Source organism: Dyadobacter sp., from assembly GCF_039919315.1.
Classification (GTDB): Bacteria; Bacteroidota; Bacteroidia; order Cytophagales; family Spirosomataceae; genus Dyadobacter.
Window position 1 is genome coordinate 1 of sequence record NZ_JBDSFX010000029.1, and the last position, 25651, is coordinate 25651.

The 25651-nt window shown below is 45.1% G+C and carries 24 protein-coding genes, 1 pseudogene and 1 riboswitch; of the genes and pseudogenes, 13 read left to right on the top strand and 12 right to left on the bottom strand.

Annotation, left to right across the window (positions count from 1 at the left end; all coding sequences use genetic code 11):
* Nucleotides 1-1561, bottom strand: a pseudogene (locus ABIO93_RS08445) (gliding motility-associated C-terminal domain-containing protein); the annotation flags it as partial.
* Nucleotides 1562-1800: 239 nt separating this feature from the next.
* On the opposite strand from ABIO93_RS08445, the gene ABIO93_RS08450 reads away from it, so the two are divergent.
* The 4 genes from ABIO93_RS08450 to ABIO93_RS08465 all read left to right on the top strand — a co-directional run bounded on the left by ABIO93_RS08450 (nt 1801) and on the right by ABIO93_RS08465 (nt 6935).
* Nucleotides 1801-2472 (top strand): succinate dehydrogenase cytochrome b subunit, encoded by a 672-nt coding sequence (locus ABIO93_RS08450; RefSeq protein WP_348066482.1) that lies wholly within the window; start codon nt 1801-1803, stop codon nt 2470-2472.
* 67 nt (nt 2473-2539) lie between these two features.
* Nucleotides 2540-4528 (top strand): fumarate reductase/succinate dehydrogenase flavoprotein subunit, encoded by a 1989-nt coding sequence (locus tag ABIO93_RS08455; protein WP_348066484.1) that lies wholly within the window; start codon nt 2540-2542, stop codon nt 4526-4528.
* Nucleotides 4529-4557: 29 nt separating this feature from the next.
* Nucleotides 4558-6147, top strand: a complete 1590-nt coding sequence (locus ABIO93_RS08460) for a hypothetical protein (RefSeq protein ID WP_348066486.1) — start codon at nt 4558-4560, stop codon at nt 6145-6147.
* Nucleotides 6148-6182: 35 nt separating this feature from the next.
* Nucleotides 6183-6935 (top strand): succinate dehydrogenase/fumarate reductase iron-sulfur subunit, encoded by a 753-nt coding sequence (locus ABIO93_RS08465; RefSeq protein WP_348066541.1) that lies wholly within the window; start codon nt 6183-6185, stop codon nt 6933-6935.
* An 81-nt stretch (nt 6936-7016) separates the two neighbouring features.
* Here the strand turns inward: ABIO93_RS08465 and ABIO93_RS08470 are convergent, their stop codons facing one another.
* The 4 genes from ABIO93_RS08470 to ABIO93_RS08485 form a co-directional block, all read right to left on the bottom strand.
* Nucleotides 7017-7637, bottom strand: coding sequence for an OmpH family outer membrane protein (locus ABIO93_RS08470; RefSeq protein ID WP_348066488.1), 621 nt, complete (start codon nt 7635-7637; stop codon nt 7017-7019).
* 90 nt (nt 7638-7727) lie between these two features.
* Nucleotides 7728-8093, bottom strand: a complete 366-nt coding sequence (locus ABIO93_RS08475; RefSeq protein WP_348066490.1) for a hypothetical protein — start codon at nt 8091-8093, stop codon at nt 7728-7730.
* Between the two features lie 14 nt (nt 8094-8107).
* A complete protein-coding gene (locus ABIO93_RS08480; RefSeq protein ID WP_348066492.1) occupies nt 8108-10567 on the bottom strand; it encodes a penicillin acylase family protein in 2460 nt (819 codons plus the stop codon).
* A 42-nt stretch (nt 10568-10609) separates the two neighbouring features.
* Nucleotides 10610-11341, bottom strand: coding sequence for a copper homeostasis protein CutC (locus ABIO93_RS08485; protein ID WP_348066494.1), 732 nt, complete (start codon nt 11339-11341; stop codon nt 10610-10612).
* Between the two features lie 159 nt (nt 11342-11500).
* Here ABIO93_RS08485 and ABIO93_RS08490 point away from each other — a divergent pair, with 159 nt between their 5' ends.
* The 4 genes from ABIO93_RS08490 (at nt 11501) to ABIO93_RS08505 (ending at nt 13394) form a co-directional block, all read left to right on the top strand.
* Complete coding sequence (locus tag ABIO93_RS08490; protein ID WP_348066496.1) at nt 11501-11785, top strand: type II toxin-antitoxin system HigB family toxin; 285 nt, start codon at nt 11501-11503, stop codon at nt 11783-11785.
* 5 nt (nt 11786-11790) lie between these two features.
* Entirely contained in the window at nt 11791-12168 is a 378-nt protein-coding gene (locus ABIO93_RS08495; RefSeq protein WP_348066498.1) for a transcriptional regulator, read from the top strand.
* Between the two features lie 161 nt (nt 12169-12329).
* Nucleotides 12330-12551 carry a DUF2795 domain-containing protein gene (locus ABIO93_RS08500; protein WP_013927448.1) on the top strand — a complete coding sequence of 74 codons (222 nt, stop codon included), beginning with the start codon at nt 12330-12332 and terminating at the stop codon, nt 12549-12551.
* Nucleotides 12552-12740: 189 nt separating this feature from the next.
* A complete protein-coding gene (locus tag ABIO93_RS08505) occupies nt 12741-13394 on the top strand; it encodes an ATP-binding protein (protein WP_348066501.1) in 654 nt (217 codons plus the stop codon).
* A gap of 5 nt (nt 13395-13399) precedes the next feature.
* On the opposite strand, the gene ABIO93_RS08510 is transcribed toward ABIO93_RS08505, so the two are convergent.
* From ABIO93_RS08510 to ABIO93_RS08520, 3 genes are all read right to left on the bottom strand, one after another.
* A complete protein-coding gene (locus ABIO93_RS08510) occupies nt 13400-14665 on the bottom strand; it encodes a voltage-gated chloride channel family protein (protein WP_348066503.1) in 1266 nt (421 codons plus the stop codon).
* Nucleotides 14666-14741: 76 nt separating this feature from the next.
* Nucleotides 14742-14807, bottom strand: a riboswitch (Fluoride riboswitch).
* Nucleotides 14808-14914: 107 nt separating this feature from the next.
* Nucleotides 14915-15271 (bottom strand): DUF3127 domain-containing protein, encoded by a 357-nt coding sequence (locus ABIO93_RS08515; protein WP_348066505.1) that lies wholly within the window; start codon nt 15269-15271, stop codon nt 14915-14917.
* A gap of 77 nt (nt 15272-15348) precedes the next feature.
* Complete coding sequence (locus ABIO93_RS08520) at nt 15349-16494, bottom strand: cystathionine gamma-synthase (RefSeq protein ID WP_348066507.1); 1146 nt, start codon at nt 16492-16494, stop codon at nt 15349-15351.
* A 118-nt stretch (nt 16495-16612) separates the two neighbouring features.
* Here ABIO93_RS08520 and ABIO93_RS08525 point away from each other — a divergent pair, with 118 nt between their 5' ends.
* From ABIO93_RS08525 to ABIO93_RS08545, 5 genes are all read left to right on the top strand, one after another.
* On the top strand, nt 16613-17371 hold the full coding sequence (locus ABIO93_RS08525) for a VTT domain-containing protein (protein ID WP_348066509.1): 759 nt from the start codon (nt 16613-16615) through the stop codon (nt 17369-17371).
* A 129-nt stretch (nt 17372-17500) separates the two neighbouring features.
* Nucleotides 17501-19084, top strand: a complete 1584-nt coding sequence (locus tag ABIO93_RS08530; RefSeq protein ID WP_348066511.1) for a sodium:solute symporter — start codon at nt 17501-17503, stop codon at nt 19082-19084.
* A 41-nt stretch (nt 19085-19125) separates the two neighbouring features.
* On the top strand, nt 19126-20097 hold the full coding sequence (locus ABIO93_RS08535; protein WP_348066513.1) for a dihydrodipicolinate synthase family protein: 972 nt from the start codon (nt 19126-19128) through the stop codon (nt 20095-20097).
* Nucleotides 20098-20109: 12 nt separating this feature from the next.
* On the top strand, nt 20110-20433 hold the full coding sequence (locus ABIO93_RS08540) for an RNA polymerase subunit sigma-24 (RefSeq protein ID WP_348066515.1): 324 nt from the start codon (nt 20110-20112) through the stop codon (nt 20431-20433).
* A 163-nt stretch (nt 20434-20596) separates the two neighbouring features.
* Nucleotides 20597-21472 (top strand): AraC family transcriptional regulator, encoded by an 876-nt coding sequence (locus ABIO93_RS08545; RefSeq protein WP_348066517.1) that lies wholly within the window; start codon nt 20597-20599, stop codon nt 21470-21472.
* Nucleotides 21473-21474: 2 nt separating this feature from the next.
* Here the strand turns inward: ABIO93_RS08545 and ABIO93_RS08550 are convergent, their stop codons facing one another.
* From ABIO93_RS08550 to prfB, 4 genes are all read right to left on the bottom strand, one after another.
* Nucleotides 21475-21909, bottom strand: coding sequence for a DoxX family protein (locus ABIO93_RS08550; RefSeq protein WP_348066519.1), 435 nt, complete (start codon nt 21907-21909; stop codon nt 21475-21477).
* Nucleotides 21910-21977: 68 nt separating this feature from the next.
* Nucleotides 21978-23273: an MFS transporter gene (locus ABIO93_RS08555; RefSeq protein WP_348066521.1), complete on the bottom strand. Its 1296-nt coding sequence runs from the start codon at nt 23271-23273 to the stop codon at nt 21978-21980.
* Between the two features lie 25 nt (nt 23274-23298).
* Nucleotides 23299-24093, bottom strand: a complete 795-nt coding sequence (locus ABIO93_RS08560) for an alpha/beta hydrolase (protein ID WP_348066523.1) — start codon at nt 24091-24093, stop codon at nt 23299-23301.
* A gap of 281 nt (nt 24094-24374) precedes the next feature.
* A protein-coding gene (prfB, locus tag ABIO93_RS08565; RefSeq protein ID WP_348066525.1) for a peptide chain release factor 2 occupies nt 24375-25449 on the bottom strand; the annotation gives its coding sequence in 2 pieces (ribosomal slippage) (nt 24375-25388 and nt 25390-25449; 1074 coding nt in all).
* Between the last annotated feature and the right edge of the window lie 202 nt (nt 25450-25651).

The following is a 25651-nucleotide window of genomic DNA, read 5'->3' on the forward strand; positions in this document are numbered from 1 at the left end:
GGCAGAACTCTTCGGAAGCAAGGCTTTCACCACCGCCGATCAGGTTACCGGGCTCGTTGACATTGGTACCAGGGCGAGGAAATTCAACCACCAGGCGGTAGCTGTACGAAACACCGGGGCGCAGTCCATTGCCATTATCATTGTCCAGGTAAGTGGTTTCGTTGACAGCGACGCGGCCAACTTCTTCATAGCCAGAGCCGACAGGAATGCCGGTAAGGCATACATCCACTGGAATGTCAGTACAGCCCTCCTTTCTGTAAATAACGATCTTGGCACCAGCGACCTGGCATTTGTAAGCATCCCAAGTGAGGCGGTAAGCGGTGCCCGCGGGATCGGTGGCGGCGACGGCTTTCAGCCCAAGAGGTCTTGGGCCTACTACCCGAATGCTAAACGTAGTCATATCCACCAGCTTTCGGAAAAGGGACGGGTTAGCGTCAGGCCTGGCACCATCTTCGACCTTGAAAAGTACATCATACGGTTCAAGCCTGATATGATTACAGGAGGTTTGCCAGGTGAATTGTCCTGTGACAGTTCCTTGTGAGCCTTGCTGAGCAACATTAAACTTGGCCAGCGCAGGCGAAATCAATGAAGCTTCATATACGCCCCCGGTGGAAGTGAGGGTTAGTTTGTCACCATTCTTATCGGTAGCCCTAATTTGTTGGTTAATAACCGTCCCCGCCTCGACGCAAATTTCGGGCAGCGGGTCCATTAGCGGACGATCGTTTTTGGCATCTTCCACGAGAATCTGCATGTCCCTTACGATCTTGCCAATCAGGAAACCATCTCGCCATTCTTCCACGACAAATGCCACATTATACTGTCCTTTGGCAGCAGGGGCATCCCAAATGAGGTCTCCTGTTACTTCGTTGATGCTAAATGTGGCAGGAGAAGCACCCGCTTCTGTCTGCCCTGGAGGGACAACTTGGTTGGGGTCTTTGTATATAATATTGGTCCCTACGCCGTTGCCTGTGCTTTGTTGCGGGACAAACATTTTGTAAGATAAGCTGTCTCCGTCCGCGTCAAAAGCATTGGGATTATGAATGTATCGTTGTCCTACGGCAGCAATGTCAATAGGAGGATTTAGCAATACCGGGGTTTGGTTTAATCCAAAGTTTGCATTGATCTCCAATGTGCTGTGCACGTAAAAGTTAATGGTGTTGGTCTGTACGCCATTGTTCAGGTTTAGGGTATTGGCATTCCGGTTATCCATCTTGACCGAGATCTGATATTGGCCGGCCGACGGAAATGTGTAGGTTGTAATGTACTTGTTTACAGTAGTGTTGTTGCCAATATCGCGGATTGATGAGACTAAGCGGTCCACTTTCCGCGGTCCGTCGGTCCCAAAATAGAAATCAACAGAGGTGGCTTGTTTTGCCGCTTCGATACCGGATGGGGAAACGTCAAAATAGGCAGTGAGTGTAACCTCATAGGTGAGGTTCGTGGAAGAGATTCTTTTGGCTGTTATTTCACCTGCCCTGAAATGCGTTGCGCTGGCGTGGTAGGTACAAATCAGAAGTAAAAAACACAATATGATAGAAAGAGGTCGTAGAATAAGGTTCATGAGCGTGATTGTTGTTCGCCGGATTAAAAACTCAACGAAAAAATTAACTTTTATCGCATGCGGAACGGTCCGCCGGTTACAAATATTATTAAGATTAAATAATTCTTAATAATGATTATAAATAATATGTGGTCTTATAAAAATGGGAAGGTTTCTTTGCCTTGCATGGGTTTGTGATATACCTTTGAAAGGTTCTGAATATACCTATTTTTTTTGCACTAAAACCATTCGTGTTTGCTATGTCGTGGTTTTCACAAACGTTAACGAGTTCCATTGGTAAAAAACTCCTGATGGCTCTTACCGGACTATTTCTAATAAGCTTTCTGGTGATTCATGCCACCATTAATGCCATGATTTTCTACAATGATGGAGGCGAAACTTTCACCCATTGGGGTCATTTTATGGGTACCAACCCCATCATTCGAACGCTTGAAATTGGACTGGTTGCCGGATTTCTGATACATATTGTTGACGGACTGTTGCTCTGGAAAAATAACAAGGAAGCGCGACCTATCAACTATTCGGTCAATAATCCGTCTGCAAACAGTACCTGGTATTCCAGAAGTATGGGTCTGCTGGGAACTTTGCTGCTGATATTCCTGGTCATTCACACCTCTCATTTCTGGATTCCTAACCGTTCCAACCAGTTTGCCACCGGAGAAGAGCTCAATTTGTATCAGATGATGCTGGATATTTTCCAGAATGTATGGGTAGTATTGATTTATGTTGCAGGCTGCATTTCGTTATTCTGGCATTTGTTGCATGGTTTCCAAAGTGCTTTTCAGTCGCTGGGCCTAAACCATGTGAAGTATAACGGACTGATCTCATTCGTGGGAACAGCCTTTTCTATCATTGTCCCGATCCTTTTCGCGTTAATGCCGATTTCCATTTATCTGGGGTGGGTCAATTAACCTGCGTCTTTCGGAGCGCAATGCTTATAATTTCTATTTAAACATTCGATTAAATAACATTCAAAATATGGCAACTTCATCTCGTCTGGATGCCAAAATACCTCAGGGGCCGATTGAAACCAAATGGAGTAAATATAAGTCTTCGGTACCGCTTGTTAACCCTGCCAATAAACGTAACCTTGAAATTATCGTTGTGGGAACCGGTTTGGCCGGTGCTTCTGCAGCGGCAACACTCGCTGAGTTGGGTTATAGTGTAAAAGCATTTTGTTTTCAGGATTCTCCACGTCGCGCTCACTCGATCGCAGCGCAGGGAGGGATTAATGCTGCAAAAAATTATCAGAATGACGGTGACTCGATTTACCGTCTTTTTTATGATACCATTAAAGGAGGTGACTATCGCGCCAGAGAAGGAAATGTGCACCGTTTGGCTGAGGTTTCGGGTAGTATTATCGATCAATGCGTGGCAGCCGGTGTTCCGTTTGCCCGTGAATATGGTGGCTTGCTTTCCAACCGTTCTTTCGGTGGTACGCAGGTTCAAAGGACATTTTATGCGGCGGGTCAAACTGGTCAGCAGCTATTGCTGGGGGCTTATTCAGGTCTGCAGCGTCAGGTTGGGATGGGTACTGTCAAAATGTACAACCGTCACGAAATGCTGGATGTCGTTAATATCGATGGCAAATGCCGCGGTATTATCGCGAGAAACCTCATTACAGGTGAATTGGAAAGACATGGTGGCCACGCTGTGCTGCTTTGTACAGGAGGTTACGGAAACGTATTTTACCTGTCGACCAATGCGATGGGAAGTAATGTTACTGCGGCGTGGAAAGCGCACAAACGCGGTGCTTTCTTTGGTAACCCATGTTTTACGCAAATTCACCCGACTTGTATCCCGGTTTCCGGCGAGCATCAGTCTAAGTTGACATTGATGTCGGAATCGCTTCGTAATGACGGGCGTATCTGGGTTCCGAAAGCGAAAAATGATACCCGTCCTGGTAACGAAATTCCGGAAGAGGAGCGTGATTACTACCTCGAACGTCGCTACCCTGCCTTTGGTAACCTTGTACCGCGTGATATCGCTTCACGTGCTGCCAAGGAACGTTGCGATGCGGGTTACGGAGTGGGATCATCGAAATTGGCTGTTTTCCTTGACTTTGCGGCTGCCGTAGAGCGTTACGGACGGGGTGAAGCCAATAAAAATAACATTCACAATGCTTCTGATGCGGATATTACAGCATGGGGAAAGGCAGTAGTGAAAGAAAAATATGGTAACCTGTTTGACATGTACAAGCAGATTACCGGCGAAGATCCTTATGAAGTACCGATGCGGATCTATCCTGCGGTGCATTACACCATGGGCGGTCTTTGGGTTGATTATAACCTGATGACCACAGTTCCGGGCTTGTACTCATTGGGAGAAGCGAATTTCTCCGATCACGGTGCAAACCGGTTGGGTGCTTCTGCTCTGATGCAGGGATTGGCTGACGGATATTTCGTTATTCCTTACACCATTGGTTCCTACCTGGCGAGTGAGATCCGTACCGGAAAAATCTCGACAGATCATGAGGCTTTTGTAAAAACCGAACAAGAGGTTAAAGAAAGAATAGATACACTGTTGCGCATTCAGGGTAAAACTTCTCCTGAATTGTTCCACCGCCGGTTAGGCAAGATCATGTGGGATAAATGCGGAATGGCGCGTAATGCAGAAGGATTGAAGGAAGCGATCGAGGAGATCAGACAGCTTCGCAGAGATTTCTGGTCGGATGTAAAAGTAATGGGTACTGCTACCTACTTTAATCCTGAACTCGACAAAGCGAACCGTGTGGCGGATTTCATCGAACTTGGTGAATTGATGTGTATTGATGCTTTGGACAGAAATGAATCCTGCGGGGGCCATTTCCGGGAAGAATTCCAGACGGAAGAAGGAGAAGCGCTTCGTGATGATGAAAACTATATGTATGTCTCAGCATGGGAACATAAAGGTGTGGAAGAATGGGAGCTTCACAGAGAAGACCTCATTTATGAGAACATTAAGATTGCGCAGAGAAGTTACAAGTAGATTTCTGATGGTCATTTTTAAGTAATTTCATGTCATACCCGGTTCAAAAAGTTATATCCTGGTCAGTTTTTGCACTAGGCGTTTTGTCAGCTTTGTTTTTTGCAGTTTACACAGATCATCGTTGGGAAGACTGGTACATTACTTTCAGGGCTTCGAAGAATTTGTCGGAGGGGTTGGGTTTTACTTTTAATATGAATGAAAGGGTGCATTCATTCACGTCTCCGCTGGGAACGCTGATACCTGCGCTGCTTCATTTCATTACGAGGGACGATGAAGCGGTAATATGGTCGTTCAGGGTCATTAATATGTTGCTGATCGGTTTGGTTGCGAAGCTGATCTTTGATTTGTTTTCGACATTCATTAAGGCGCCAATTTTGCCGGCTTTGCTGGTGACACTGGCTCTGATATTTGACGAAAAGAGCATTGATTATAGCATTAACGGCATGGAAACGGCCTTTATGCTATTAGGAATTGTGCTGCTGGTGAGGGAATTGTTTAAAACCGGCACCCCTAACCCGCTAAGGCTAGGATTGATCTTTGCGTTTTTGATGTGGAGCCGCCCGGATGCTTTTATTCATATCGGGTCTCTGTTGCTGGGTTATCTGTTGTTCAGGAATAATTCCAAAACACATTTCACAGCATTTTTCAAAGGCGGTATGCTGGGAATTTTGTTCTATGTGCCATGGGTGCTTTTTGCCTGGTGGTACTATGGAAATCCAGTTCCGAACACGATTCTGGCCAAAGGTTTTACGCTGACGGCAGAAAGTATTTTAAACCGGACGTGGCATTACGTACAATCGGTATTTATGGGGTTTGTTTCCTCTGAGGCGCCGTTTTTATGGATTTTTGCACCAGCCTACTATTACTATGAAAGCTGGCCGGTCGTGTTGTTATTTGTTTTGAAGGTTGTTACCTATGTTGCCGTTTTTCTTTGGGTTGTTCCCAAAGTCAATGCGAATGCAAGGTTTTTGTCATTTGCAGCATTTTTGATAGCATCCTATTTGAATATTTTTTCACCGACGATCTATCCCTGGTACATACCGGCAGTGATGGTGATTTGTCTCGTAAGCCTGGGATGTGCGGTGGCACAACCTGTAAAAGGGCTGGTTGTCTCGGGAAATGCAAAGTGGTTATCGCTCGGAGTTTTGGGAATACTGCTGGTCGCCCAGCTTTGGGTTTATACAGGCGGATTATTACAAATGCGTTCACAGCAGGTGATCATTGAGAACGGATTGAGAAAAGAGATCGGGCTGTGGCTCAAAAAGGAATCGAAAACGCCAGAAGAAACGGTGTTTTTGGAACCATTGGGATACATTGGATTTTATTCGGGACTAACTATGTACGATTATCCCGGGCTGTGTAATACCAAGGTGATCAATGCAAGAAAGAAATTGAAAACGGAGTCGTATGTTCAGCTGATCAATTATTTAAAGCCGAACTGGGTCGTTTTTCGTCCGTGGGACCTAGGTAAGGCCACAAAAGAGGAAGCTGCGACTTTTGCGACGTTGTACGATGAAGCAAGGATTTTCAGCCAGAAAGACAAAATCGCTGATTTGAATGTATACGGAAAGAATTACCTCGCTTACGACAGTGAATTTATAGTTTATAAGAAAAAGTAATCTCAGTAATAAAGAATATAGGTATGGAAGGAAATATGAGTTTGTCGCTAAAAGTTTGGAGACAAAATAATAAAGATACAGCAGGAGGATTCGAGAATTACAAACTGGATCACGTTTCCCCTGATATGTCATTTCTTGAAATGTTCGATGTATTAAATGAGCAGCTCATTGAAGAAGGAACTGAGCCTGTATCATTTGATCATGACTGCCGTGAAGGTATTTGCGGGTCCTGCTCCATGTATATCAACGGCCGTCCGCATGGCCCGCTTAAAGGTGTTACGACCTGCCAGCTGCATATGCGTTCTTTTAATGATGGAGATACGATTGTGGTGGAGCCGTGGAGAGCGAAGGCATTCCCTGTGATCAAGGACCTGGTAGTGGACCGTGATGCTTTCGACCGCGTCATTTCGGCAGGAGGATTCATATCAGTTAACACAGGTAATGCGCAGGACGCCAACAGTCTGCCTGTTCCAAAGGAAGCGGCGGATGACGCTTTTTCTGCTGCGGCATGTATTGGTTGCGGGGCTTGCGTGGCTGCATGTAAAAATGCATCTGCTATGCTATTCGTTTCCGCGAAGATATCACAGCTGGCGCTGTTGCCTCAGGGGCAGGCTGAGCGTGAGATCCGTGCGGAGAAAATGGTCGCTCAGATGGATGCAGAAGGCTTCGGCAATTGTACAAATACAGGTGCTTGCTCGGCAGAATGTCCGAAAGAGATTAGTATGGCAAACATTGCACGTATGAACAGAGAGTACATCGGTGCGAAGTTGTCTTCGTCGGCGGTGTAAAGACCAGTCAGATATTATATATACAAAGCAAAAGCAGGCGGCTAATTGATAGCCGCCTGCTTTTGCTTTGTACCGGTTTGATTATTTTTTGGTAGAATCAGCAGCAACTGGTTTTCCGGAAGATTTGTATTCTTTGTTCAAGCCGTCCAGGATCTTTTGAGTTACATCCAGAGATGGGTTGGCAAACAAAATACCACCGCCCAAAGAATAGCCCAACACGAATTCGTAGCCATTCTCTTTGTTGTATTTGTCGATATAAGATCTGATATTTTTATAAAGCTCTTCATTCTTTTTAGCTTCCTGCTGTCCCAGGGCCTGCGCCGACTGATCACGGTAAGCTACCAGATCCTGTTGTTTTTTCATCAATTGCGCCTCCGTAGAACGGGCTTGCTCAGGAGTCATGGTTTGTGCTTTTTGTTGAAAGAAAGCGACTTCGTTTTGTAGAGAGCGTCCTTTTGTGTTCAACTCATTTTCAAGCTGGAAATTCTTGTTTTCAAGCTCTTTTCTGGTGTCCTTAAAAAACTCGTAGTTTTTCAAAAGCGAGTCTACCTGAACATAAACTGTACGACGGCCTGCGACTACACCACCGTCTGCTACTGCTCCGGAATCCCCTGACGGCTTGCCGGAAAAATGTAAAAAGAATAACACCGCTACTGCCAAAGAAAGGACGATGTTCCAAATTAACGAAGTATTATTGTTCACGTTTTTAAGGTTTATTGTTTTTTGAACGAGCCGCAAAGATAATGATTTGTGTTTAAGTACAATGGATATCTCACCGGCGTTATAGCCACATTATGAGCTGCGGCCGGAAATCCTCATTGGGTATTGCCTGAAAATCTGACGAAGGTAATGTCCGGATACTCCGGCCAAACCACCCGCCAGGCCACCGACAAAGGCTGTTACTATCAAAATCAGAATACCATTGGGGAGGAAAAATATCTGGGCAACACGGTCCGACATGGCACCCTCTGAAATAAAATGGAGATAGTAGCCATAAGCCAGCCAGGGTAAGGCGATACCTCCGAAGCCAGTCCAGAAAGCCTCGGATGTGCTGGCAGGCCGCCAAAAAAGAATGACAAGTGGAACAATGGCAATCACCCACCACGGGGCGAAAAGTTGCAGTAAGACAGAGAGGATGAGGATGATAGCAAAGTTCATACGGTCGCTGTTGTTTAGTTTTTCTGTAAAATGACCCGCGATGTCAAATGTGGATTTACCTGATCAGGGGAATTCAGGAAAATCAGCTCATTCAATTCTCCATGCTCCCATTTTTTCAACAAATTCAAATAATAGGGGCTACCTGGATTACCTGATTGCCCACCCGGATAGATACCGTAAGCCCGTGGGGTAGGCCCGAGTTCGACCACCATTCGCCACGACGGTCCTTTTCTCTTGGTAGTTGCATTCACGATGCTGCTTCCGCCACCAGTAGTAAGCGGAGGTGCATTGAACGGTTTCAAACTTCTGCTCAAATGACGGATCTCGGTCGCTTTGATCTTGGACCATTGCCATGCGGGGCTCATTGATCCATGTCTGGCGACGAGGCTGTCCAATGCAGCTTTAAAGCTTCCCGAAACAATTTCAGAAAGCGTTTCCTTTTGTGGCGTATAGATGTTGTCAAACCATTTTTCATCGGGTTGTTTCAATATCATGTACAATGTCCGGTCGCGGGAAGGAATGTCCATGGGTTCCGGATCAGAACCGAATTCGTCATCCCAGATCGCACCGCGCAGCATGGGCATCCATTCTTCAAATATCGTAGTGGCCACAGACTCGGGCGCATTCTGATAATTCCAGTTGGACAGTGTGATCTTGGCGGCTTTCTGTGCGGGGTTCAGTGCTGTTACATGCAGGATATCCAGTAGTTTGGGTAGTATAGTCCTCGCCAAGACGCTGAAATTATCATTCTGCAGCATTCTGAGGCTGTCTGCATTAGCATTGGACATGGCGTCCAGCCGCTCGTTGATCCGTATTCCCCTTTCCGATGGAGCAAATGACCAGTTGATATAATAGGGATAAGATGGATCGGTTGACGACTGATTTGCGCTGCTCACGAAGCCCCGCGGGGGATTTTTCACAAAAGGGTTCTGATCTGCGGGAATCCAGCCGTTCCAGTCGTGTGAAGGATTGGTACCGTCGAGCAGGAATTTGCCCTGTTCTTTATATTTCAAAGGTATTTTTCCATTGACAGTGATGGCAATGTTCTTGCTGTTATCGGCAAAGACGAAGTTTTGTGCAGGGCCTACATATTTGGTTAATGCCAGACGATAGTCTTCGTAATTTTTAGCCTTGTTTAATTCGTAAAATGTAATAAAGCTGTTGCCAGGCTCATGCCCGATCCACCTGATAGCGAGATTAGGGAATTTTCCAGCTTTATCGTCTGAATCAGTGACAGGTCCGTGATGGGTGTACACGATTTCTTCCTCAAAAGGCATTAACCTTCCTTTTACCTGGATGACCTCTTTTCGCTTGCGGGTCGGTTTCCATTGATCTCCATGCCAGTAAAAATTACGGGACTCGTCTTTGAATTTAATTTTATATAAATCAAAAACATCGGCATCGACATTGGTGACTCCCCAGGCTACATTCTGATTAAAACCAATGATGATGCTGGGGATACCCGGAAGTGAAACACCATATACATTCATATCGGGGCTATGAAGCTGCACCTGGTACCATATAGACGGCAGCGAAAGGTCAAGATGGGGGTCATTGGCAAGGATAGGGTAGCCGGTAACCGATTTTTCAGCACCTACTGCCCAATTGTTGCTCCCTATACCTTCCTCTTTGGGCTGTCGTTCCAGTAATGTACCTGCTGGCTTCCTTTGATTATATGAAATGCTGTCATCCGTTTCCAGTTCGGCGATTTCTCGTGGAATGGGTAGCGGATTAAAATCCCACTTCGTCCCCACCGGAATGGTAGGGCTTTCCTGTAACATGGGGTAGTCCGGAAATAGCTGGTCAACCACATCCTTTCCGTACTTTTTCAAAACATTGGACATATTGATCTCATTAGACCGCCCTGCGAGGGTCAACGTCATCTGTTCCAGCATGTACATCGTATTGATCGGCTGCCAGGGTTCGGGCTTGTAGCCCAGCAGCTTGAATTCCACCGGGTAATCTTTGGGCGCCAGCTGGCTGATATACGCATTCACACCGGCAGTGTAACCCAGTAATGCTTCACTGGAATGCGGATCGCTCATCGCCATTTTAAGATTAGCTTCCGCGCCATAACCCATTCCCAACCGGCGGCTTTGCTGATCCAGCGGCAATGTAACTTCTCCCAGTATCTCCGAAAGTCTTCCGGCTGCTGCCCGTGTCTGCAAATCCATTTGCCACAGGCGATCCTTGGCCGTGATATAGCCCTGGGCGTAAAAAAGGTCGAAATCGTTTTTTGCGAAAATGTGGGGGACGCCGGTATCGTCAAAACGAATGGTTACCTCATCTTTCAGCCCGGCCAGTTTAAGTACCTGTTTACTTTTTGGGTCGGCGGGCTCTTCGCCGTTTTGCCAAAAACCGGTAAAAGGACTGAGAAATGGCCCTAATGCAGGAACGGGGCCCAAAGGTCTGTTCAATGCGTAAATAAGGGTACCAGTCACGATGAGGGAAATGATCGCTTTTACAAATTTCATATAGTGGGGGGCGAAATCTACATTATTCGTAAAAAAAGGATTTTATTGCGAAACTACTTGTACAATTGCCTCTACAAGAGCGAGATCACTGTACATAACAGAACGCTCGTCGGGGATTTCGCCAGCCATTGAAATTCCGTCTGGAAAATATTTTTGCCTGCCCGGACGGAATGCTTTGGCAGTAAGGTGAAGTGAATGTACACCTGCTTCCGTCAGCTCGGCTGCATTAGTATGATTCACACCTCCGCCAGCCATAATTTCAATTGCACCATTGGATTCCTGTGCCAGTTTGCGGAGCAGATCAATGCCTTGGATAGCGGCAGCTTTTTGCCCGGAAGTAAGGATTCGTTCTGCACCTGTCTCGATCACCGCTTTTAATGCTTTCACCGGATCAGGGGTAAGGTCAAAAGCCCTGTGAAAAGTGACTTTGAGAGGGGAAGCATGGTTTACTAGCGCTTTGGTACGTTGAATATCCACCTGCCCGTCTGCCGTGAGAACGCCTAATACAACACCGTTCGCACCTAGTTTTTTAGCAAGGTCAATGTCCTTTCGCATGATTTCCTCTTCAAACACATCATATACAAAATCCCCGCCTCTTGGCCTGATCATTACATAAAGGTCTATATCAATGTGTTGCCTCACTACTTCAATTAGTCCGGCGCTGGGCGTGGTACCGCCTTCGCCTAATCCTCCGCACAGTTCAATTCTTCCGGCTCCTCCCGCCTGTGCATTGATACAGGATTCAAGGGAATAGGCACAAACTTCAATGGTCATATTTTATTGTTTCTAATGATTGGGGAAATTACAAAAAGGTTTTGAATGCGTGTTGCTAAGCAAGAGCCGAATGAAGAATTTGCGGAAACCAATTAGATTCCCAATAGTGTATATAATTTACCAAATTGGGAATTTAATACTAGTACGGTAAGAATCATTATGAAGGGAACATTGCATGATTTTTGGCAGAAGTATCCAGACGCGGAGCAAGAGCTAAAATTTTGGTGCGAAAAAATCAAAAATGCGGGCTATAAGTCACCAAATGAGGTTATCGCGGATAATCCCAGAACAGACACAGTTGGAAACAACCGTATTGTATTTAATATCTGTAGAAACAAATACAAACTGATTGCTTTGTTCCGATATAATCTGCAACGCGTTTATATCAGATTCGTAGGCACACACAAGGAATACGATAAGATCAGCGACATTAAGAACATTTGAACGTTATGAACAACTTGGAGCAAATTAAATCTGAATTGAAGCCAGTTCACTCAGATCAGGAGTACCGAAAATATCTCTCAATCATTGATACGCTTGTAGATTGTGCAGAAAACAGTCCGGAGGAAGAGTTGCTGGAATTGCTGTCAATCCTGGTCGAAGATTACGAATTGAAGCATTATCCGATAGAGCCGCCCGACCCTGTTGAGGCAATAAAACTGAGAATAGAAGAGCAGGGATTAAAGAGAAAGGACTTGATCAGCTATTTTGGAAGCGCAAGCCGCGTATCAGAGGTATTGAACAGGAAAAGACCTTTGACCCTTGAAATGATACGAAAACTGCATCGTGGCCTTGGTATTTCTGCGGAGACATTACTGGCGGGATAATGCATCTAACCATCTGAATCCCAAAAGTTTAAATCCAAAAGGAAAATAATATTTTTAGAATAGCAATTATTTTTCTTTTTTTTCGCTTTAAGCTTTTAAAAGATGTCAAATTTTTTACTTTTGCAAAAAAAGTAAAGTAACTATTAATAGGCGAAAATATTATGTACTGGACTCTCGAACTCGCATCGTACCTTGAAGATGCTCCCTGGCCAGCTACCAAAGACGAGCTAATTGACTTTGCAATCAGAACTGGCGCTCCGTTAGAAGTAGTTGAAAACCTTCAGGAGCTTGAAGATGATGGTCAGCCTTATGAAAGCATTGAAGAAATTTGGCCCGACTATCCGACAAAAGACGATTTCTTTTTCAATGAAGATGAATACTAAATAAGGAAACGGCACTCTATCGGTGCCGTTTTTTTGTTCTTGAAAAACCACATTTTTTGCGCAAACTCGTTCCTGAAATTTTTTTAAATCTGATAAAAGGAATGTAAATTGTTAGCGTTATCTTAAAGGAAGGCAAGGAAGTTACCGAAAGTGATTAGTCATAATTCAGATATCTATCCAATCCAACTGATGGAGCTTCGATTGTTGAAAGAGCTGGTTAAGAGAGGTGAGGGTGAGCACGTGGAATTCAAATTGAAGTCCAATCACCCCGAGAAGATTGTCCGCGAAGTGGTCGCTTTCGCAAATTCCGGCGGCGGCAAGTTGTTCGTCGGAGTAGGCGACGACAAAACGATCAAGGGCCTCAAAGATGTCGAGGAAGATGAGTACACGCTCACAAAAGCAATCGACAAGTATATTTTCCCCAAAATTAGTTTTCGAAAAGAACGAATACCGGTCAGTCCCGACCGGGACGTGCTGGTGCTCACGATACCCCGAAGTATCGACAAGCCGCATTATGTGGTGGATGATATCGGTAATCGCCAGGCATACCTTAGGGTCGAGGATAAATCGATCCAGGCCAGCCGGGAAATGAAGGAGATCATGCGCAGAGGCAGAGGCGAGCGCGATGTCCGCTTCCAGTATGGCGACAAGGAGGAAAAGCTAATGAAACTGCTGGATGAAAAAGAATCCGTGACGGTTGATCTGTTTGCCGCCGTAGCGGGCATTCCCCGGAAAATTGCCTCAAATACATTGGTAGTCATGGTACTGGCGAGGATTTTGGAAGTACATCCGCAGGAAATGATCGACAAGTTCACCATGTCGATGGCTTATCAGTCGAGCTGAACCGGTTACTTTTCATGCACTTTTTTGCCATTGCTTTTTGCAAATATGCTGTTTTTGGGTTCACCAATAACTTGTGCATTATAAATGCTGTTGTGGCCAGAAAGTAAGTAGGAAACAACACAGGCGACGGCGACAAAAATTCCGCAGTCTTTCCCGAATAGTTCAATCCCCATGATCATACAGGCCAATGGTGTGTTCGTAGCGCCAGCAAAAACGGCGACAAACCCCATTCCCGCAAGTAGTCCGGTAGGCAACGGAATAAAATAGGAGAGTGCATTACCTAATGTCGCCCCTATGAAAAACAATGGTGTTACTTCTCCGCCTTTGTATCCCGCACTCAACGTCACGATCGTGAATAGGATCTTCAAAGCGAAGTCGTACGGTGGGAGCGATTTTTCGAAAGATTCAATGATGGTGGGAATGCCCAGGCCAATGTATTTGGTACCAACCAGCCACACTCCTGCTACCACGACGATACCTCCAATAGCAGGCCTGAGTGGCGGGTAGGCTATTTTGCTTTTTAATAATTTTGAACAAAAATGAATTGTTTTGCTAAAAGTGGCGGCAACAATGCCAAATGCCACACCGGCCAAAACGGCGTAAAATAAGGTAGATACCGATGTTTCCGGAACAAAGGGAATGTGATAATGGGTATGTTTGACCTGCCAGGAATCGGTAACGAGACTTGCGATAATGGCAGAGGCAAATGAGGGGAAAATTGCATCATATTTTAGTCTGCCAATCAAGAAAACTTCGAGACCGAAAATCGCACCCGCGAGAGGTGTTCCAAAAACTGATCCAAATCCTGCACTAATGGCCGAAATGAGGAGTATTTTTCTATCGTATTCATTCAGTCGGAACCGTCTGCTGAACTGTTCACCTATTGCACCCGCCATTTGAAGGGCTGTCCCTTCTCGTCCGGCCGACCCGCCGAACAAATGCGTGGTGATGGTTCCGAGCAGAACAAATGGGGCCATTCGGAAAGGGATGAATTTTTGCGGATTATGGATTGTGTCAATTAAAAGATTATTGCCACTCTCCACTTCTTTACCATAATAGTAGTAAAGTAAGCCAATCAGCAAACCAGCGAGAGGGAGTAAACCGATAATCCACCAATGAGACTCCCGAAAATCGGTAGCCCATTCAAGGGAAAGCAGAAAGAATGCGGAAACGGAGCCTACGCAGCTACCCAGAACAGCGCATATCCCAAGCCATTTGATGATGTAAAAAGAGGAAGGAAATGCCCGGTTGAAGCTCTGAAGACGAAGCAAAGGAAATTTTCGACTAAAAGATGTTTTTGAATTTTGAACGGACATAATCACTCCTGGTTATTAATGATTTCCATTAGTTTTACCAGGCGCCATCAGCTTTTTAAGGCGGTTCAAATAGGAAGACACCATTTCCTTTACAAATGCAAATTAAAGAATTCCGCAGTAATTAATCTTATAATCATGAAAAAATCGCCATTAATACTATCATTAACAGCGATCTTGAAATTTAAGGGATTCCTCTGGCTTCTATCAGAAAGGAAGATCATCCGACTCGTCCTCGGTAAATGTGGTTACCGGAGGCAATGGATTACTGCCAGAAGATGAAGGAGACGAACCAGCGCTTCCAGCCTTATCTACTTTCCATGCTTTTACTTCTGTGTACCAGCGAGAATTATATTCACGGCTTTCAATGTCAATTGAAGCAGTAACAGAGTCATTAATTTGCAGGTTAGCCTGCTCAATTTTGTCTCCCCAAAGTGAAATACAGACCTTCTTTGGATATTGAGAAGGTATTTCAAGAATGAATTCCTGCTTGCGCCAAGTTCCGTTTTTACCCTGGCCGTTCACCTCAGGTAGCAAAGAGATAATTGTTCCTGTTAATTCCATTTATTACTTAATGTTTAGTGTCTTTAAAATGTAGCTTCAAAAGTAATTGTTTTGATGTTTGATTGCAAAGCAGAAACCTAATCCCCGCCAATAGCCTGTTCCAGATCGGCAATGAGGTCTTCCACATCTTCAATACCGACACTCAGGCGGATCAATGTATCTTTCAGACCCACTTTCAGGCGTTCCTCTTTGGGAATGCTCGCGTGCGTCATGCTCGCTGGGTGCGTACACAGGGACTCTACACCTCCGAGCGATTCGCCCAAAGAAAAAACTTCCAGCCGCTCCATGGTCCTTACCGCTTCTTCATAAATGTCCCCTTTTAATTCAAAAGAAAGCATTCCTCCGAAATCCCGCATCTGGCGCGCAGCCAATGCATGACCCGTGTGAGATGCCAGTCCGGGATAATAAACCTTGCCGACTTTGGGGTGGTTTTCAAGCCAATGTGCCACCTTCATGGCGTTTTCACAGTGTCGCTGCATGCGGATGTGAAGCGTTTTAATACCTCTTAAAACTAAAAAACAATCCTGAGGACCCGGTACTGCGCCACTGGCATTCTGGATAAAAGCGAGCCGGGCAGCGAGTTCATCATCATTGGTAACCAAAGCGCCCATGACCGTATCCGAGTGTCCGCCCAGGTATTTGGTCACCGAATGCATCACAATGTCCGCTCCGCTATCCAATGGATTTTGAAGATAGGGAGACGCAAAGGTGTTGTCGACGACGGTGTGGATGACTTTTTCTTTACAAATTCCGGTAATTTTTTCAATATCAAGAATTTTCAGAAGCGGATTGGTCGGTGTTTCGATCCATACCATTTTGGTTTTTTCAGAAATCGCTTCTGTTAAACTGTCGGGATTGCTGAGATCAACAAATCGGAAGATTAATCCGAATGGTTCAAAAACGCGTTTCATGATGCGGTATGTGCCGCCGTAAATATCATTGGTTGCCACAATTTCGTCGCCCGGGCGGTACAGTTTGAGAACAGCGTCGGTAGCAGCCAGGCCGGAAGCATAGCAGATCCCATATTTGCCATTTTCCAAAGCAGCCAATGCATTTTGCAGAGCTGTGCGCGTGGGGTTGTGCGTACGGGAATATTCGTATCCTTTGTGTTTTCCCGGACTTGCCTGAACGTAGGTGGAAGTTTGATAGATCGGCGTCATTATTGCACCGGTGGTGGGGTCAGGCTCGACGCCCGCGTGTATTGCTTTGGTTCCGAATTTCATTGTTACGGTGTTTTTGAGCACGAATTCACCGTTTTGGTGAGTCGCGAAGAATATGAATTTTATCGCCGCTGGCGCATTTTTGAGCCGTGGAATAACCTTCTGTGATAAAGGTAAGATTATGAAAAACCTTTTATCCAAACAAGTGGTTATTCTGTTACCGGAGCAAAGCGCACGTTTTAAAAATACATTAGCCTTGGAAACCACTACACCTAAAAAATTCTCGTTACCGGTCGTTGTCAGTATTCTAATGACCGTGGTACCGCTTGTCACCACTTCTATTCTCACCGCCTGGGCCATTAACCACGAGAATGTGCTTCGTAATCTTCCATTTCAATGGTGGCTGGGCGTAACTTTTATCCTGACACTTGCTTCCTCTGCAGCATTGACGCCGCCGACGTTTCTGGCACTGGTTTACGGATACTTTCTGGGATGGAGCGCTTTGCCCATGTTGTTCGGACTTAACCTTGGCGCTATTGCGATAATATATGTATCTGCCCATTTTTTACATGCATCTTCGGTTCGCGAATATCTGATTCAGATTTACCCTCAGGTAGGTTCATTGCTTCGTAAGTTTTATAAAAATGAATTAAGGCTGATTTTTTTCGCCAAGCTTTCTCCTGTTTTACCTTTTGCGATCACCAACCTGTTCTTTGCCATGGCCGGCGCACGTTTCAAACAGGTACTTGCGGGTGGTACAATGGGCATGATACCACGAACCGTCCTCGCGGTTTGGGCAGGTAAGGAAGCCCAGGACATTCGCTACCTGCTGGAACACCCCAATGAAGGATTAGCCACTAAAATTATTTTAATAGTGCTAATCATCGTTTCCACCCTTGGAATCGGTTATTTCTTTCGGGATAAGACTATGGTAGAATAATAAACCAATCTGAAAGGATATTCCGGACTTCTTTGGTAATATCGTACAATAATAGGGTACGAAACGATATAAATCCATTTGCTTGATCCTGTTTCTTTGTGGTAAAGTTATACTTACTCAAAAAGTACAATGAAATCCTTACCACTCATAGATCTTGTCATTGTGATTGCCTATCTGGTAGGGATGGTAGCGGTAGGTATTTATTTTTCCCGTAAAAATACGACAGCCGATCAGTTCACAAAAGCTTCAGGAAAGATCCCAGGCTGGGCGATCGGTATTTCGATTTATGCTACATTTTTAAGCAGCAACACATTTCTAGGTGTACCCGGAAAAGCATTTGGAAGTAACTGGAATTCATTCGTTTTCAGTTTGTCAATGCCACTGGCGGCCTGGGTCGCAACCAAGTACTTTATTCCTTTTTACAGAAATACAGGAGCAGTATCAGCTTACACTCATTTGGAGCACCGTTTTGGGCCTTGGGCTCGTACCTATGCGGTTGTTTGTTTTCTGCTGACGCAACTGGCCCGGATGGGTTCAATTTTCTTTGGTATCGCATTAAGCTTGCAGGCATTAACGGGCTATCCTATGTCCACGATTATGGTGGTTGTAGGAATTTGCATTGTACTTTACACCGTGATGGGTGGTATGGAAGCCGTAATCTGGACCGAAGTGGTTCAGGGCGTGATCAAGACCATTGGCGCATTGGTAATCTTATACCTCGTGGTGACCGGAATGGACGGTGGAATGTCCCGGATCATTGATATCGGGCAGGCGGAGGACAAATTCAGTCTTGGAAGCTTTGCACCGGACTTTACCCAGGCATCATTTTGGGTTGTGCTACTGTACGGGTTTTTCATGAACCTGAACAATTTCGGGATGGACCAGAATTACGTACAGCGGTATCATACAACCTCATCTATTAAAGAAGCAGCAAGTTCGGTCTGGCTTTGCGTGTACCTGTACTTGCCAGTATCATTGATTTTCTTTTTGCTGGGTTCTTGCTTGTACGCTTATTATCAGACCAATCCCGAATTGCTTCAGATTGTGAAAATGCAGGTGGCTAATGAAAGACTGCCGGGTGGTAGCGCGGCCGCTGTTTCGCAGCTGGCAGCGACACTTACTCCCGGGGATTATGGGGATAAAGTAATGCCTCACTTTATGGTGACCAAAGTCCCTGTCGGCTTGCTGGGGCTCATTATCGCCGCTATTATGTCTGCCGCAATGAGCACGATAAGTTCGGGTATGAATGCATCTGCTACTGTTTTCTCTGTTGATATTTATCAAAAATACATTAAGCCAGACCTCGCCCCGCGTGAATCGCTGCGCCTGCTATACATTGCTACCACCGTTTTCGGGCTGCTCGGAATGATCACTGGTATCGCGATGATAGGCGTCAAAAGTGTGCTGGATGTGTGGTGGATGTTGTCGGGTATTTTTGCGGGCGGAATGCTGGGCCTGTTCTTGCTAGGCATCATATCCAGAAACACTAAAAATGCGGAAGCGCTCACAGCTACGTTACTCGGTATAGCAGTGATCATCTGGATGACTTTCTCGTTCAGCCTTCCAGAGGAATATGCTTTTTTACGTAACCCGCTGCATCAGAACATGATCATGGTAGTCGGTACCCTGACCATCTTTCTGACGGGTTTGCTACTGACCAGATTCAAACGACAGGTTCCCGGGAAAAGGGAAGTTGTGATGGATGACCATTAATCCAGAGATATAAGCCTTTTTAACTCCTGACACTTTCAATTATGACTTTCGTAAAGCCAAACTCCGTTCTGCTGCCCAAAGGATTTATACCAGTAATGCTCACACCTTTTCTGGAATCGGGAGAGATCGATTATGATGGGTTGAGAGCATTAACAGAAATGTATCTCGAAGCAGGCTCAGCAGGGCTTTTTGCCAATTGTTTGTCCAGTGAAATGTATGAACTGACTGAGGATGAAAGATTAGAGATCACGAAAACGGTGGTTGACCAGGTTGCCGGCCGCGTTCCGGTGGTGGCAACGGGAACATTCGGTGGCCCGATTGCGGAGCAGGCGGCATTTGTTAAACGTATATATGATACCGGAATACAGGCAGTCATTGTTATCAGTGGTCTGCTGGCCGAGGAACACGAGTCCGATGCTGTTTTTATAGAAAGAGCGAAAGAACTTATTGCTTTGACGGACGACATTCCACTAGGATTCTATGAATGTCCGGTTCCCTATAAAAGGCTGATTAACAGTGAATTACTGGCTGAGCTGGTTAAGACGAAACGAATAGTTTACCATAAAGATACCTGTCTGGATATCGAAGAGGTGATCCGCCGTATAAAAGTGGCAGAGGGTTTTAACTTCGGACTTTATGACGCCTATATGGTCAACGCGGTAGCTTCCTTGCGTGCTGGCGCAGCCGGGTTGTCGTGTATTCAGGGGAATATTTATCCTGAACTGATTGTCTGGATCTGCAACAATTATCAGGATCCGGAAAAGCAGGAAGGTATCGACAAGCTGCAAAAATTCTTTGAGGATTCAATGGATGTGGTGCATACGGCCTATCCTACGATTGCCAAGTATAGCCTTCAGCGAAGAGGGTTCCCGATCTCTACGTACACACGCAGGGACGTAGGAGTGCTTACGGACGATTTGAAGGAACAAATGGACGAGCTTCTGGACGAAATAGACCAGATCCAGACCGATCTGGGGATAATAAGCGTGTTTAAAAAGAACCTGGTGAAATAATCTTTTACAGCTATGACTTTTCCTAATCAACAAATTCTGCATCGGGTAACACAGGGAGATGAAGCGGCATTCACACAGCTTCGGTCCTATTTTCATACGCCCGCTTTTAAGTTTTGTTCTGTGATTTTAAAGGACGAACAGGAGGCGGAGCTGATTATCCAGGATGTTTTTGCCAAAATATGGGACGAAAGGTTTCAGCTGAAAACCGAAGATAATTTCCAATCCTACCTGTTCATGAACCTGAGAAATCAGATTTTTGGACAGATGAAAAAATATACTGACCCTACTGCCAGGACGCAGTACCTTGAAAAGATTCATTCGTTTAAAGAGAACTAGCGACGACTAATTCGTTGTAACCAGTATTAATTTATTATAATTCTGAGATGCAATAGTATTTTTCTAAACTTTATTTTTAAATTTAGATAGATACATCAAGATTTTTCTTTTTAAATTGAGTGTTGGCAGCTCACGCTTAATCCTGTCAGGCATCGATTTTAAAATGAAACCGCATTTTCACAAAGTCCCGATACCATCGAGGACTTCTTTTAGTATTCGACATGACAAAGACTCGGGCTTTGGCACAGTCTGGCACTTCCACCCCGAACTGGAACTTCACTACCTGATCAAGGGAAAAGGTGTAAGGTTCATCGGAGATAACATCAGCAATTTTTCGGATGGAGAACTGATTCTGCTGGGGGAAAATCTGCCGCACACCTGGCGTGTGGAAGAGGGTACCTTCAATAGTGGTTCCGAAGCTATCATTATTCATTTCTTGCCCAATTGCCTGGGTAGCGAGCTGCTACTGCTGCCCGAAGCGTATCAGATTCCAAAGCTGTTTGAAAAAGCGAAAAGAGGGTTGCTGGTAAGTGGCGAGGCCAGGGAGAGGATCATACCATTGATGCATTCGGCAGTACAGGCGCAAAATTTGGACAGGCTTATTGCTCTTTTATCTATACTCAAAATACTGGCTGAAACCAGTGAATACGATACGATTGCCTCGGCTCACGCATTCTACAAGTCCAATGACTCTGAAACCCTGCGGCTGAATAAGATATATGCCTATACGTTATCCAACTACAGGAGCGACATTTCATTGCAGGATGTGGCTTCCATTGCGAACCTGGGGATTACGTCTTTTTGCAGGTATTTTAAATTAATGACCAAAAAAACCTACAATGATTTCCTGGTAGAAATCAGGATCAGCCAGGCCTGCCGGTTGTTGATTGAAGATAAAATGGCAACTGAGGTGATTTGTTTCGAGTGCGGCTTCAATAATGTATCCAATTTTTACCGGCATTTTAAAAAAGTGACCGACATGACTCCTCTGGAATACAAAAGGAAGTATTTATATAAAACCGCACCCGAAATGATCTAATGTTAGTTGTTGTGATTCTTCATCCATTCGTCCATCGAGTATCGGCCGGAACCTATAATGGAGAACGTCAGAACCAACATCAGCGTGATCATGGAAAGCCATAACTCAGAGTTAAGATAGGAGAAGCCCATTCTGACGTTTACAAAGAAAACGGCTGTTAGTAGAATGGGGATCTGTATGATCGAAGCAATCCGGGTAAGGCAGCCCATTGCAATCAAAAAACCTCCGAATATGTGAGCAAAAGCCACATAATGAACGGCGGTAACGGTGTAGAGGTGAAAATCCAGACCGGTTACCAGGTGCGATAATCGTGTGGTATCGCTGATAAAGCTGATACCTTTTGCAAATAGAAAAACTCCCAAAGCGATACGAACGAAATCCATCCAGGCCGGATGATGCGTATCGCCCCAATGCTCGATTCGATCCATCATGTTCATAACTACTGAAATGTTTTGGTTTCCAGAAAGTTAAAAATTTTAATGGATTATGTCAAGATTAATTATAACTAAGATTTATCGATCAGGGAGGTGTGTTTGGTATCCTGCATCTTGATATAAATGATGAGGGAAATAAAAATACAAGCCGTAACGTACCAGTAATAGTAGCTCTCATGACCCAAATTTTTCGCCCAAAGTGCGAGATACTCAGCCGTTCCGCCGAAGATAGCGACCGTCAGCGAATAGGGCAGGCCCACTCCCAACGCACGTACCTCAACCGGAAATAATTCTGCCTTCACCACTGCATTAATGGAGGTATAGCCACTGACGATGATCAGGGCGGCCATTAACAAGCCAAATGCGCCCCACATTTCGGTAGTGTGGCTGAGTGTACTAAGTAACGGATAAGTGAAGATGGTCCCCAAAACCCCGAATGAAATTAGTAATGGTCGCCTGCCGACCTTGTCGCTGATCGCGCCGAAAACCGGTTGTAGAAGCGCGAAGATCAGCAATGAGCAAAAAGTCAGCAGCGTAGACTGGTATTTGGTAAGCCCAACCGTATTCACGAGAAACTTCTGCATGTAGGTCGTGTACGTGTAAAACGCCAGCGTACCTCCCAACGTGAGACCGATTACGACCATAATGGCTTTGGGATGTTTCAGCAATTCCCGTAATGACCCCTTTTTCTTAGTGGTCAATTCTTTGGTCTGAAATGCCTCGGTTTCATTCAAATGTGCTCGGAGGTACAATGCTACCAATGACAAAATGGCCCCCAAAACAAATGGTATCCGCCAGCCCCAGTCATGCATTTGCTTGTCTGTCAGGAAAATATTTTGAAGTATCAGCTGCAAACCCAACGCTATAAGCTGCCCGCCAATCAGAGTAACATATTGAAAGCTGGAATAAAATCCCCGCCTCTTTTCAGTGGCTACTTCGCTGAGATAAGTGGCAGAAGTGCCGTACTCTCCTCCGACGCTCAACCCTTGCAAAAGTCGGGCAAGTAGCAATAAAATGGGCGCTGCGATGCCTATGCTGTTATAACCTGGCAAAAAAGCGATCAGTAATGAACCGAATGACATCAGCAGAACGGATAATGTCATCGACAGTTTGCGTCCTTTCGTATCGGCCAGTTTGCCAAAAATATAACCACCAATCGGCCTCATCAGAAAACCTACCGCGAATATTCCGGCCGTATTAATCAGTTGAACAGTGGGATTGGAATCGGGGAAAAAAGTACTTGCGAAGTAAAGAGAGAAAGCAGAATAGGCGTACCAGTCGTACCATTCGACAAGATTTCCGGCAGAACCTCCCATAATGGCTTTCAGCCGCCAGCTTGTATCATTTTGCGGTAAATCCTGCTTCATAAACGGAGGTTTAGTTTTTTACAATTTACTTAAATAAAGTACAAATCCACGCACCAGCCTGCTCTACCAGCTGAGAATGGCCACTTTTAAGTACAATATAGTGATCTGCGGGAAGCAGGTCGGCGAGTTTTTTAACGTCGGCCGCTTTCAGCAGTTTGTCGAATTTTCCGGTAAAGAGAATGATGCGAATGCGGTTTTCTTTGGCTTTGGCATAAAGTTGCGGTATATCGAAACGCAGCTGCCTGAATGCTACCCAAGAATTATAAATAGTTTCGCGCTTTTCTTGCGTGTTCAGTACCTGTTCTGTAAACCTGACCAAACTGCTATTCAAAAACCCGGTCTTTTGAAAAATATGGACATACCTGAAAAATGTCTCAGGATGCTGCATCATCCATTTGAATAAAAATCTGGTTGGAGCAAAACGTGAAGCTAACGTGTAAAGCGGATGTTCCGAAACGCCGTCAGGAGCAATCAGGAATGCATTTTCGATTTGGGATGAGAATGCTTCTACTGTTGCCAGCGCAAACCTTCCACCCATACTGAAACCCGCAACGTCAAATTTGGAGATACTGTGTTGAGTCAAAAAATCGCCGACTAGTTTAGTCCAAAGATCTTTCGTAATGACCTGCTCAGGGGGATTTTTGCTTTGCCCGTAAAAAAACAAGTCAAATGCGTAAATGGTGTAATGTTCATCAAGATGTGTTTCAAGGGACTTGAAACAGCTAATTCCATCCTGGCCAATGCCGTGGAATGCGAGGAGAATATTGGGTCCGGTACCGAGTTTTTGGTAGTTTAAACTGGTCGGAATGGTGTCATTCATTCTATTTTCCCTCAATTCTTAATTGAGTCACAAAGTCTTCGAAGGGGATGGAGTCTTCATTTTTTCGTTCTTCTACTAGCAAAGAATCCAGTAAATCCTGCGCGATCTGGCCATGTTCTTCCAGACTTATTATCAGGTCTGTTTTTTGACCTTTCTGATTAGTTATGAATTGAATGCCAGTCATGTTCGTAGTATTTTAAACCAAGTTAGCAAAAAACAAAAAGACCTCCAAGCTTGTCCGTTTTCGGGATATTCAGGGAGGTCTTGGAGTAATGTTATGATTACGATTCCATCAGATAGGCTTTGATAAAATCATTGATCTCACCATTGAGAACTGCATCGGTATTGGAAGTCTGGTGATCGGTCCGGTGGTCTTTGACGCGACGGTCGTCGAGTACATAGCTCCGGATCTGCGAACCCCATTCAATTTTGCGTTTAGAAGCTTCCACTTCGGCTCGCGCAGAATTGCGTTTTTCAAGCTCGATCTGATAAAGTCGTGACTTTAAAAGCCTGATAGCCACTTCTTTATTCATGAGCTGAGAGCGTTCCTGCTGACAGGCAATAATGATACCAGAAGGTTTGTGGTGCAAACGCACTGCAGTCTCAACCTTGTTCACATTCTGCCCACCAGCACCGCCAGAACGGTAAGTATCCCAGGTAATGTCAGCCAAATTCACATCAATTTCAATGTTGTTATCCGCTAGCGGATACACATATACAGATGTAAATGAGGTGTGACGGCGCGCGTTAGAATCGAAGGGAGAAATGCGGACCAGACGATGCACGCCGTTTTCCGATTTCAGGTTCCCGTAAGCGTATTCACCATCTATTTCGAGGGTTACAGATTTTACACCTGCAACATCGCCATCCTGCAAATCCACTTCACGAACCTTGTAACCGTTTTTCTCTGCCCACATGATATACATCCGCATCAGCATAGATGCCCAGTCCTGGGATTCGGTGCCACCGGCACCTGCATTGATTTCGATCACAGCGGGAAGTTCGTCACCTTCTTCTCCCATCATTTTTCGGAATTCAACTTCTTCCAGCTTGTCTGAGAGCTTTTTACCTTCTTCGTCAACCTCTTCTTCCGTTGCTTCATTGGATTCATAAAATTCCCAAATCGTGTCCAGATCGTCCCGCAAGCGTGACAATTCCTCGTATCCATTTGTCCAGAATTTCAGTCCGCGAATTTCCCGCATTGTTTTTTCGGCACGCTCTGAATCGTTCCAGAACTCCGGCTGAACGGTCTGCTGTTCAAGATCTTCTAGCTGTTTTTTTCGGTTACCGTAGTCAAAGATACCTCCCCAAAGCCTCTACACGGGCCTTCAAGTCTTTCAATTGCTCTAATGTCATTTGAAGTTTTGAATGTTAAGTTGAAAAATGAGCCTTGGGTTTCGAATGGTATTATGTTTGTCACACTGAGTAATTATTTGTCATCCTGAGCGGAGTCGAAGGAATTGCAGGGTGCTTATTCACTTCGACTCCGCTCAGTGTGACAAATAACTTTGCCCAGTATGACTCCGGGGCCAATTTTCTGTAACCAAGACATAAAGTC

Excerpts from the sequence above, each read along its gene's own strand:
- ABIO93_RS08450 (WP_348066482.1), top strand. The coding sequence starts at position 1,801 with ATGTCGTGGTTTTCACAAACGTTAACGAGTTCCATTGGTAAAAAACTC.
- ABIO93_RS08455 (WP_348066484.1), top strand. The coding sequence starts at position 2,540 with ATGGCAACTTCATCTCGTCTGGATGCCAAAATACCTCAGGGGCCGATT.
- ABIO93_RS08460 (WP_348066486.1), top strand. The coding sequence starts at position 4,558 with ATGTCATACCCGGTTCAAAAAGTTATATCCTGGTCAGTTTTTGCACTA.
- ABIO93_RS08465 (WP_348066541.1), top strand. The coding sequence starts at position 6,183 with ATGAGTTTGTCGCTAAAAGTTTGGAGACAAAATAATAAAGATACAGCA.
- ABIO93_RS08475 (WP_348066490.1), bottom strand. The coding sequence starts at position 8,093 with ATGAACTTTGCTATCATCCTCATCCTCTCTGTCTTACTGCAACTTTTC.
- ABIO93_RS08480 (WP_348066492.1), bottom strand. The coding sequence starts at position 10,567 with ATGAAATTTGTAAAAGCGATCATTTCCCTCATCGTGACTGGTACCCTT.
- ABIO93_RS08485 (WP_348066494.1), bottom strand. The coding sequence starts at position 11,341 with ATGACCATTGAAGTTTGTGCCTATTCCCTTGAATCCTGTATCAATGCA.
- ABIO93_RS08490 (WP_348066496.1), top strand. The coding sequence starts at position 11,501 with ATGAAGGGAACATTGCATGATTTTTGGCAGAAGTATCCAGACGCGGAG.
- ABIO93_RS08495 (WP_348066498.1), top strand. The coding sequence starts at position 11,791 with ATGAACAACTTGGAGCAAATTAAATCTGAATTGAAGCCAGTTCACTCA.
- ABIO93_RS08500 (WP_013927448.1), top strand. The coding sequence starts at position 12,330 with ATGTACTGGACTCTCGAACTCGCATCGTACCTTGAAGATGCTCCCTGG.
- ABIO93_RS08505 (WP_348066501.1), top strand. The coding sequence starts at position 12,741 with ATGGAGCTTCGATTGTTGAAAGAGCTGGTTAAGAGAGGTGAGGGTGAG.
- ABIO93_RS08515 (WP_348066505.1), bottom strand. The coding sequence starts at position 15,271 with ATGGAATTAACAGGAACAATTATCTCTTTGCTACCTGAGGTGAACGGC.
- ABIO93_RS08520 (WP_348066507.1), bottom strand. The coding sequence starts at position 16,494 with ATGAAATTCGGAACCAAAGCAATACACGCGGGCGTCGAGCCTGACCCC.
- ABIO93_RS08525 (WP_348066509.1), top strand. The coding sequence starts at position 16,613 with ATGAAAAACCTTTTATCCAAACAAGTGGTTATTCTGTTACCGGAGCAA.
- ABIO93_RS08530 (WP_348066511.1), top strand. The coding sequence starts at position 17,501 with ATGAAATCCTTACCACTCATAGATCTTGTCATTGTGATTGCCTATCTG.
- ABIO93_RS08535 (WP_348066513.1), top strand. The coding sequence starts at position 19,126 with ATGACTTTCGTAAAGCCAAACTCCGTTCTGCTGCCCAAAGGATTTATA.
- ABIO93_RS08540 (WP_348066515.1), top strand. The coding sequence starts at position 20,110 with ATGACTTTTCCTAATCAACAAATTCTGCATCGGGTAACACAGGGAGAT.
- ABIO93_RS08545 (WP_348066517.1), top strand. The coding sequence starts at position 20,597 with ATGAAACCGCATTTTCACAAAGTCCCGATACCATCGAGGACTTCTTTT.
- ABIO93_RS08550 (WP_348066519.1), bottom strand. The coding sequence starts at position 21,909 with ATGAACATGATGGATCGAATCGAGCATTGGGGCGATACGCATCATCCG.
- ABIO93_RS08555 (WP_348066521.1), bottom strand. The coding sequence starts at position 23,273 with ATGAAGCAGGATTTACCGCAAAATGATACAAGCTGGCGGCTGAAAGCC.
- ABIO93_RS08560 (WP_348066523.1), bottom strand. The coding sequence starts at position 24,093 with ATGAATGACACCATTCCGACCAGTTTAAACTACCAAAAACTCGGTACC.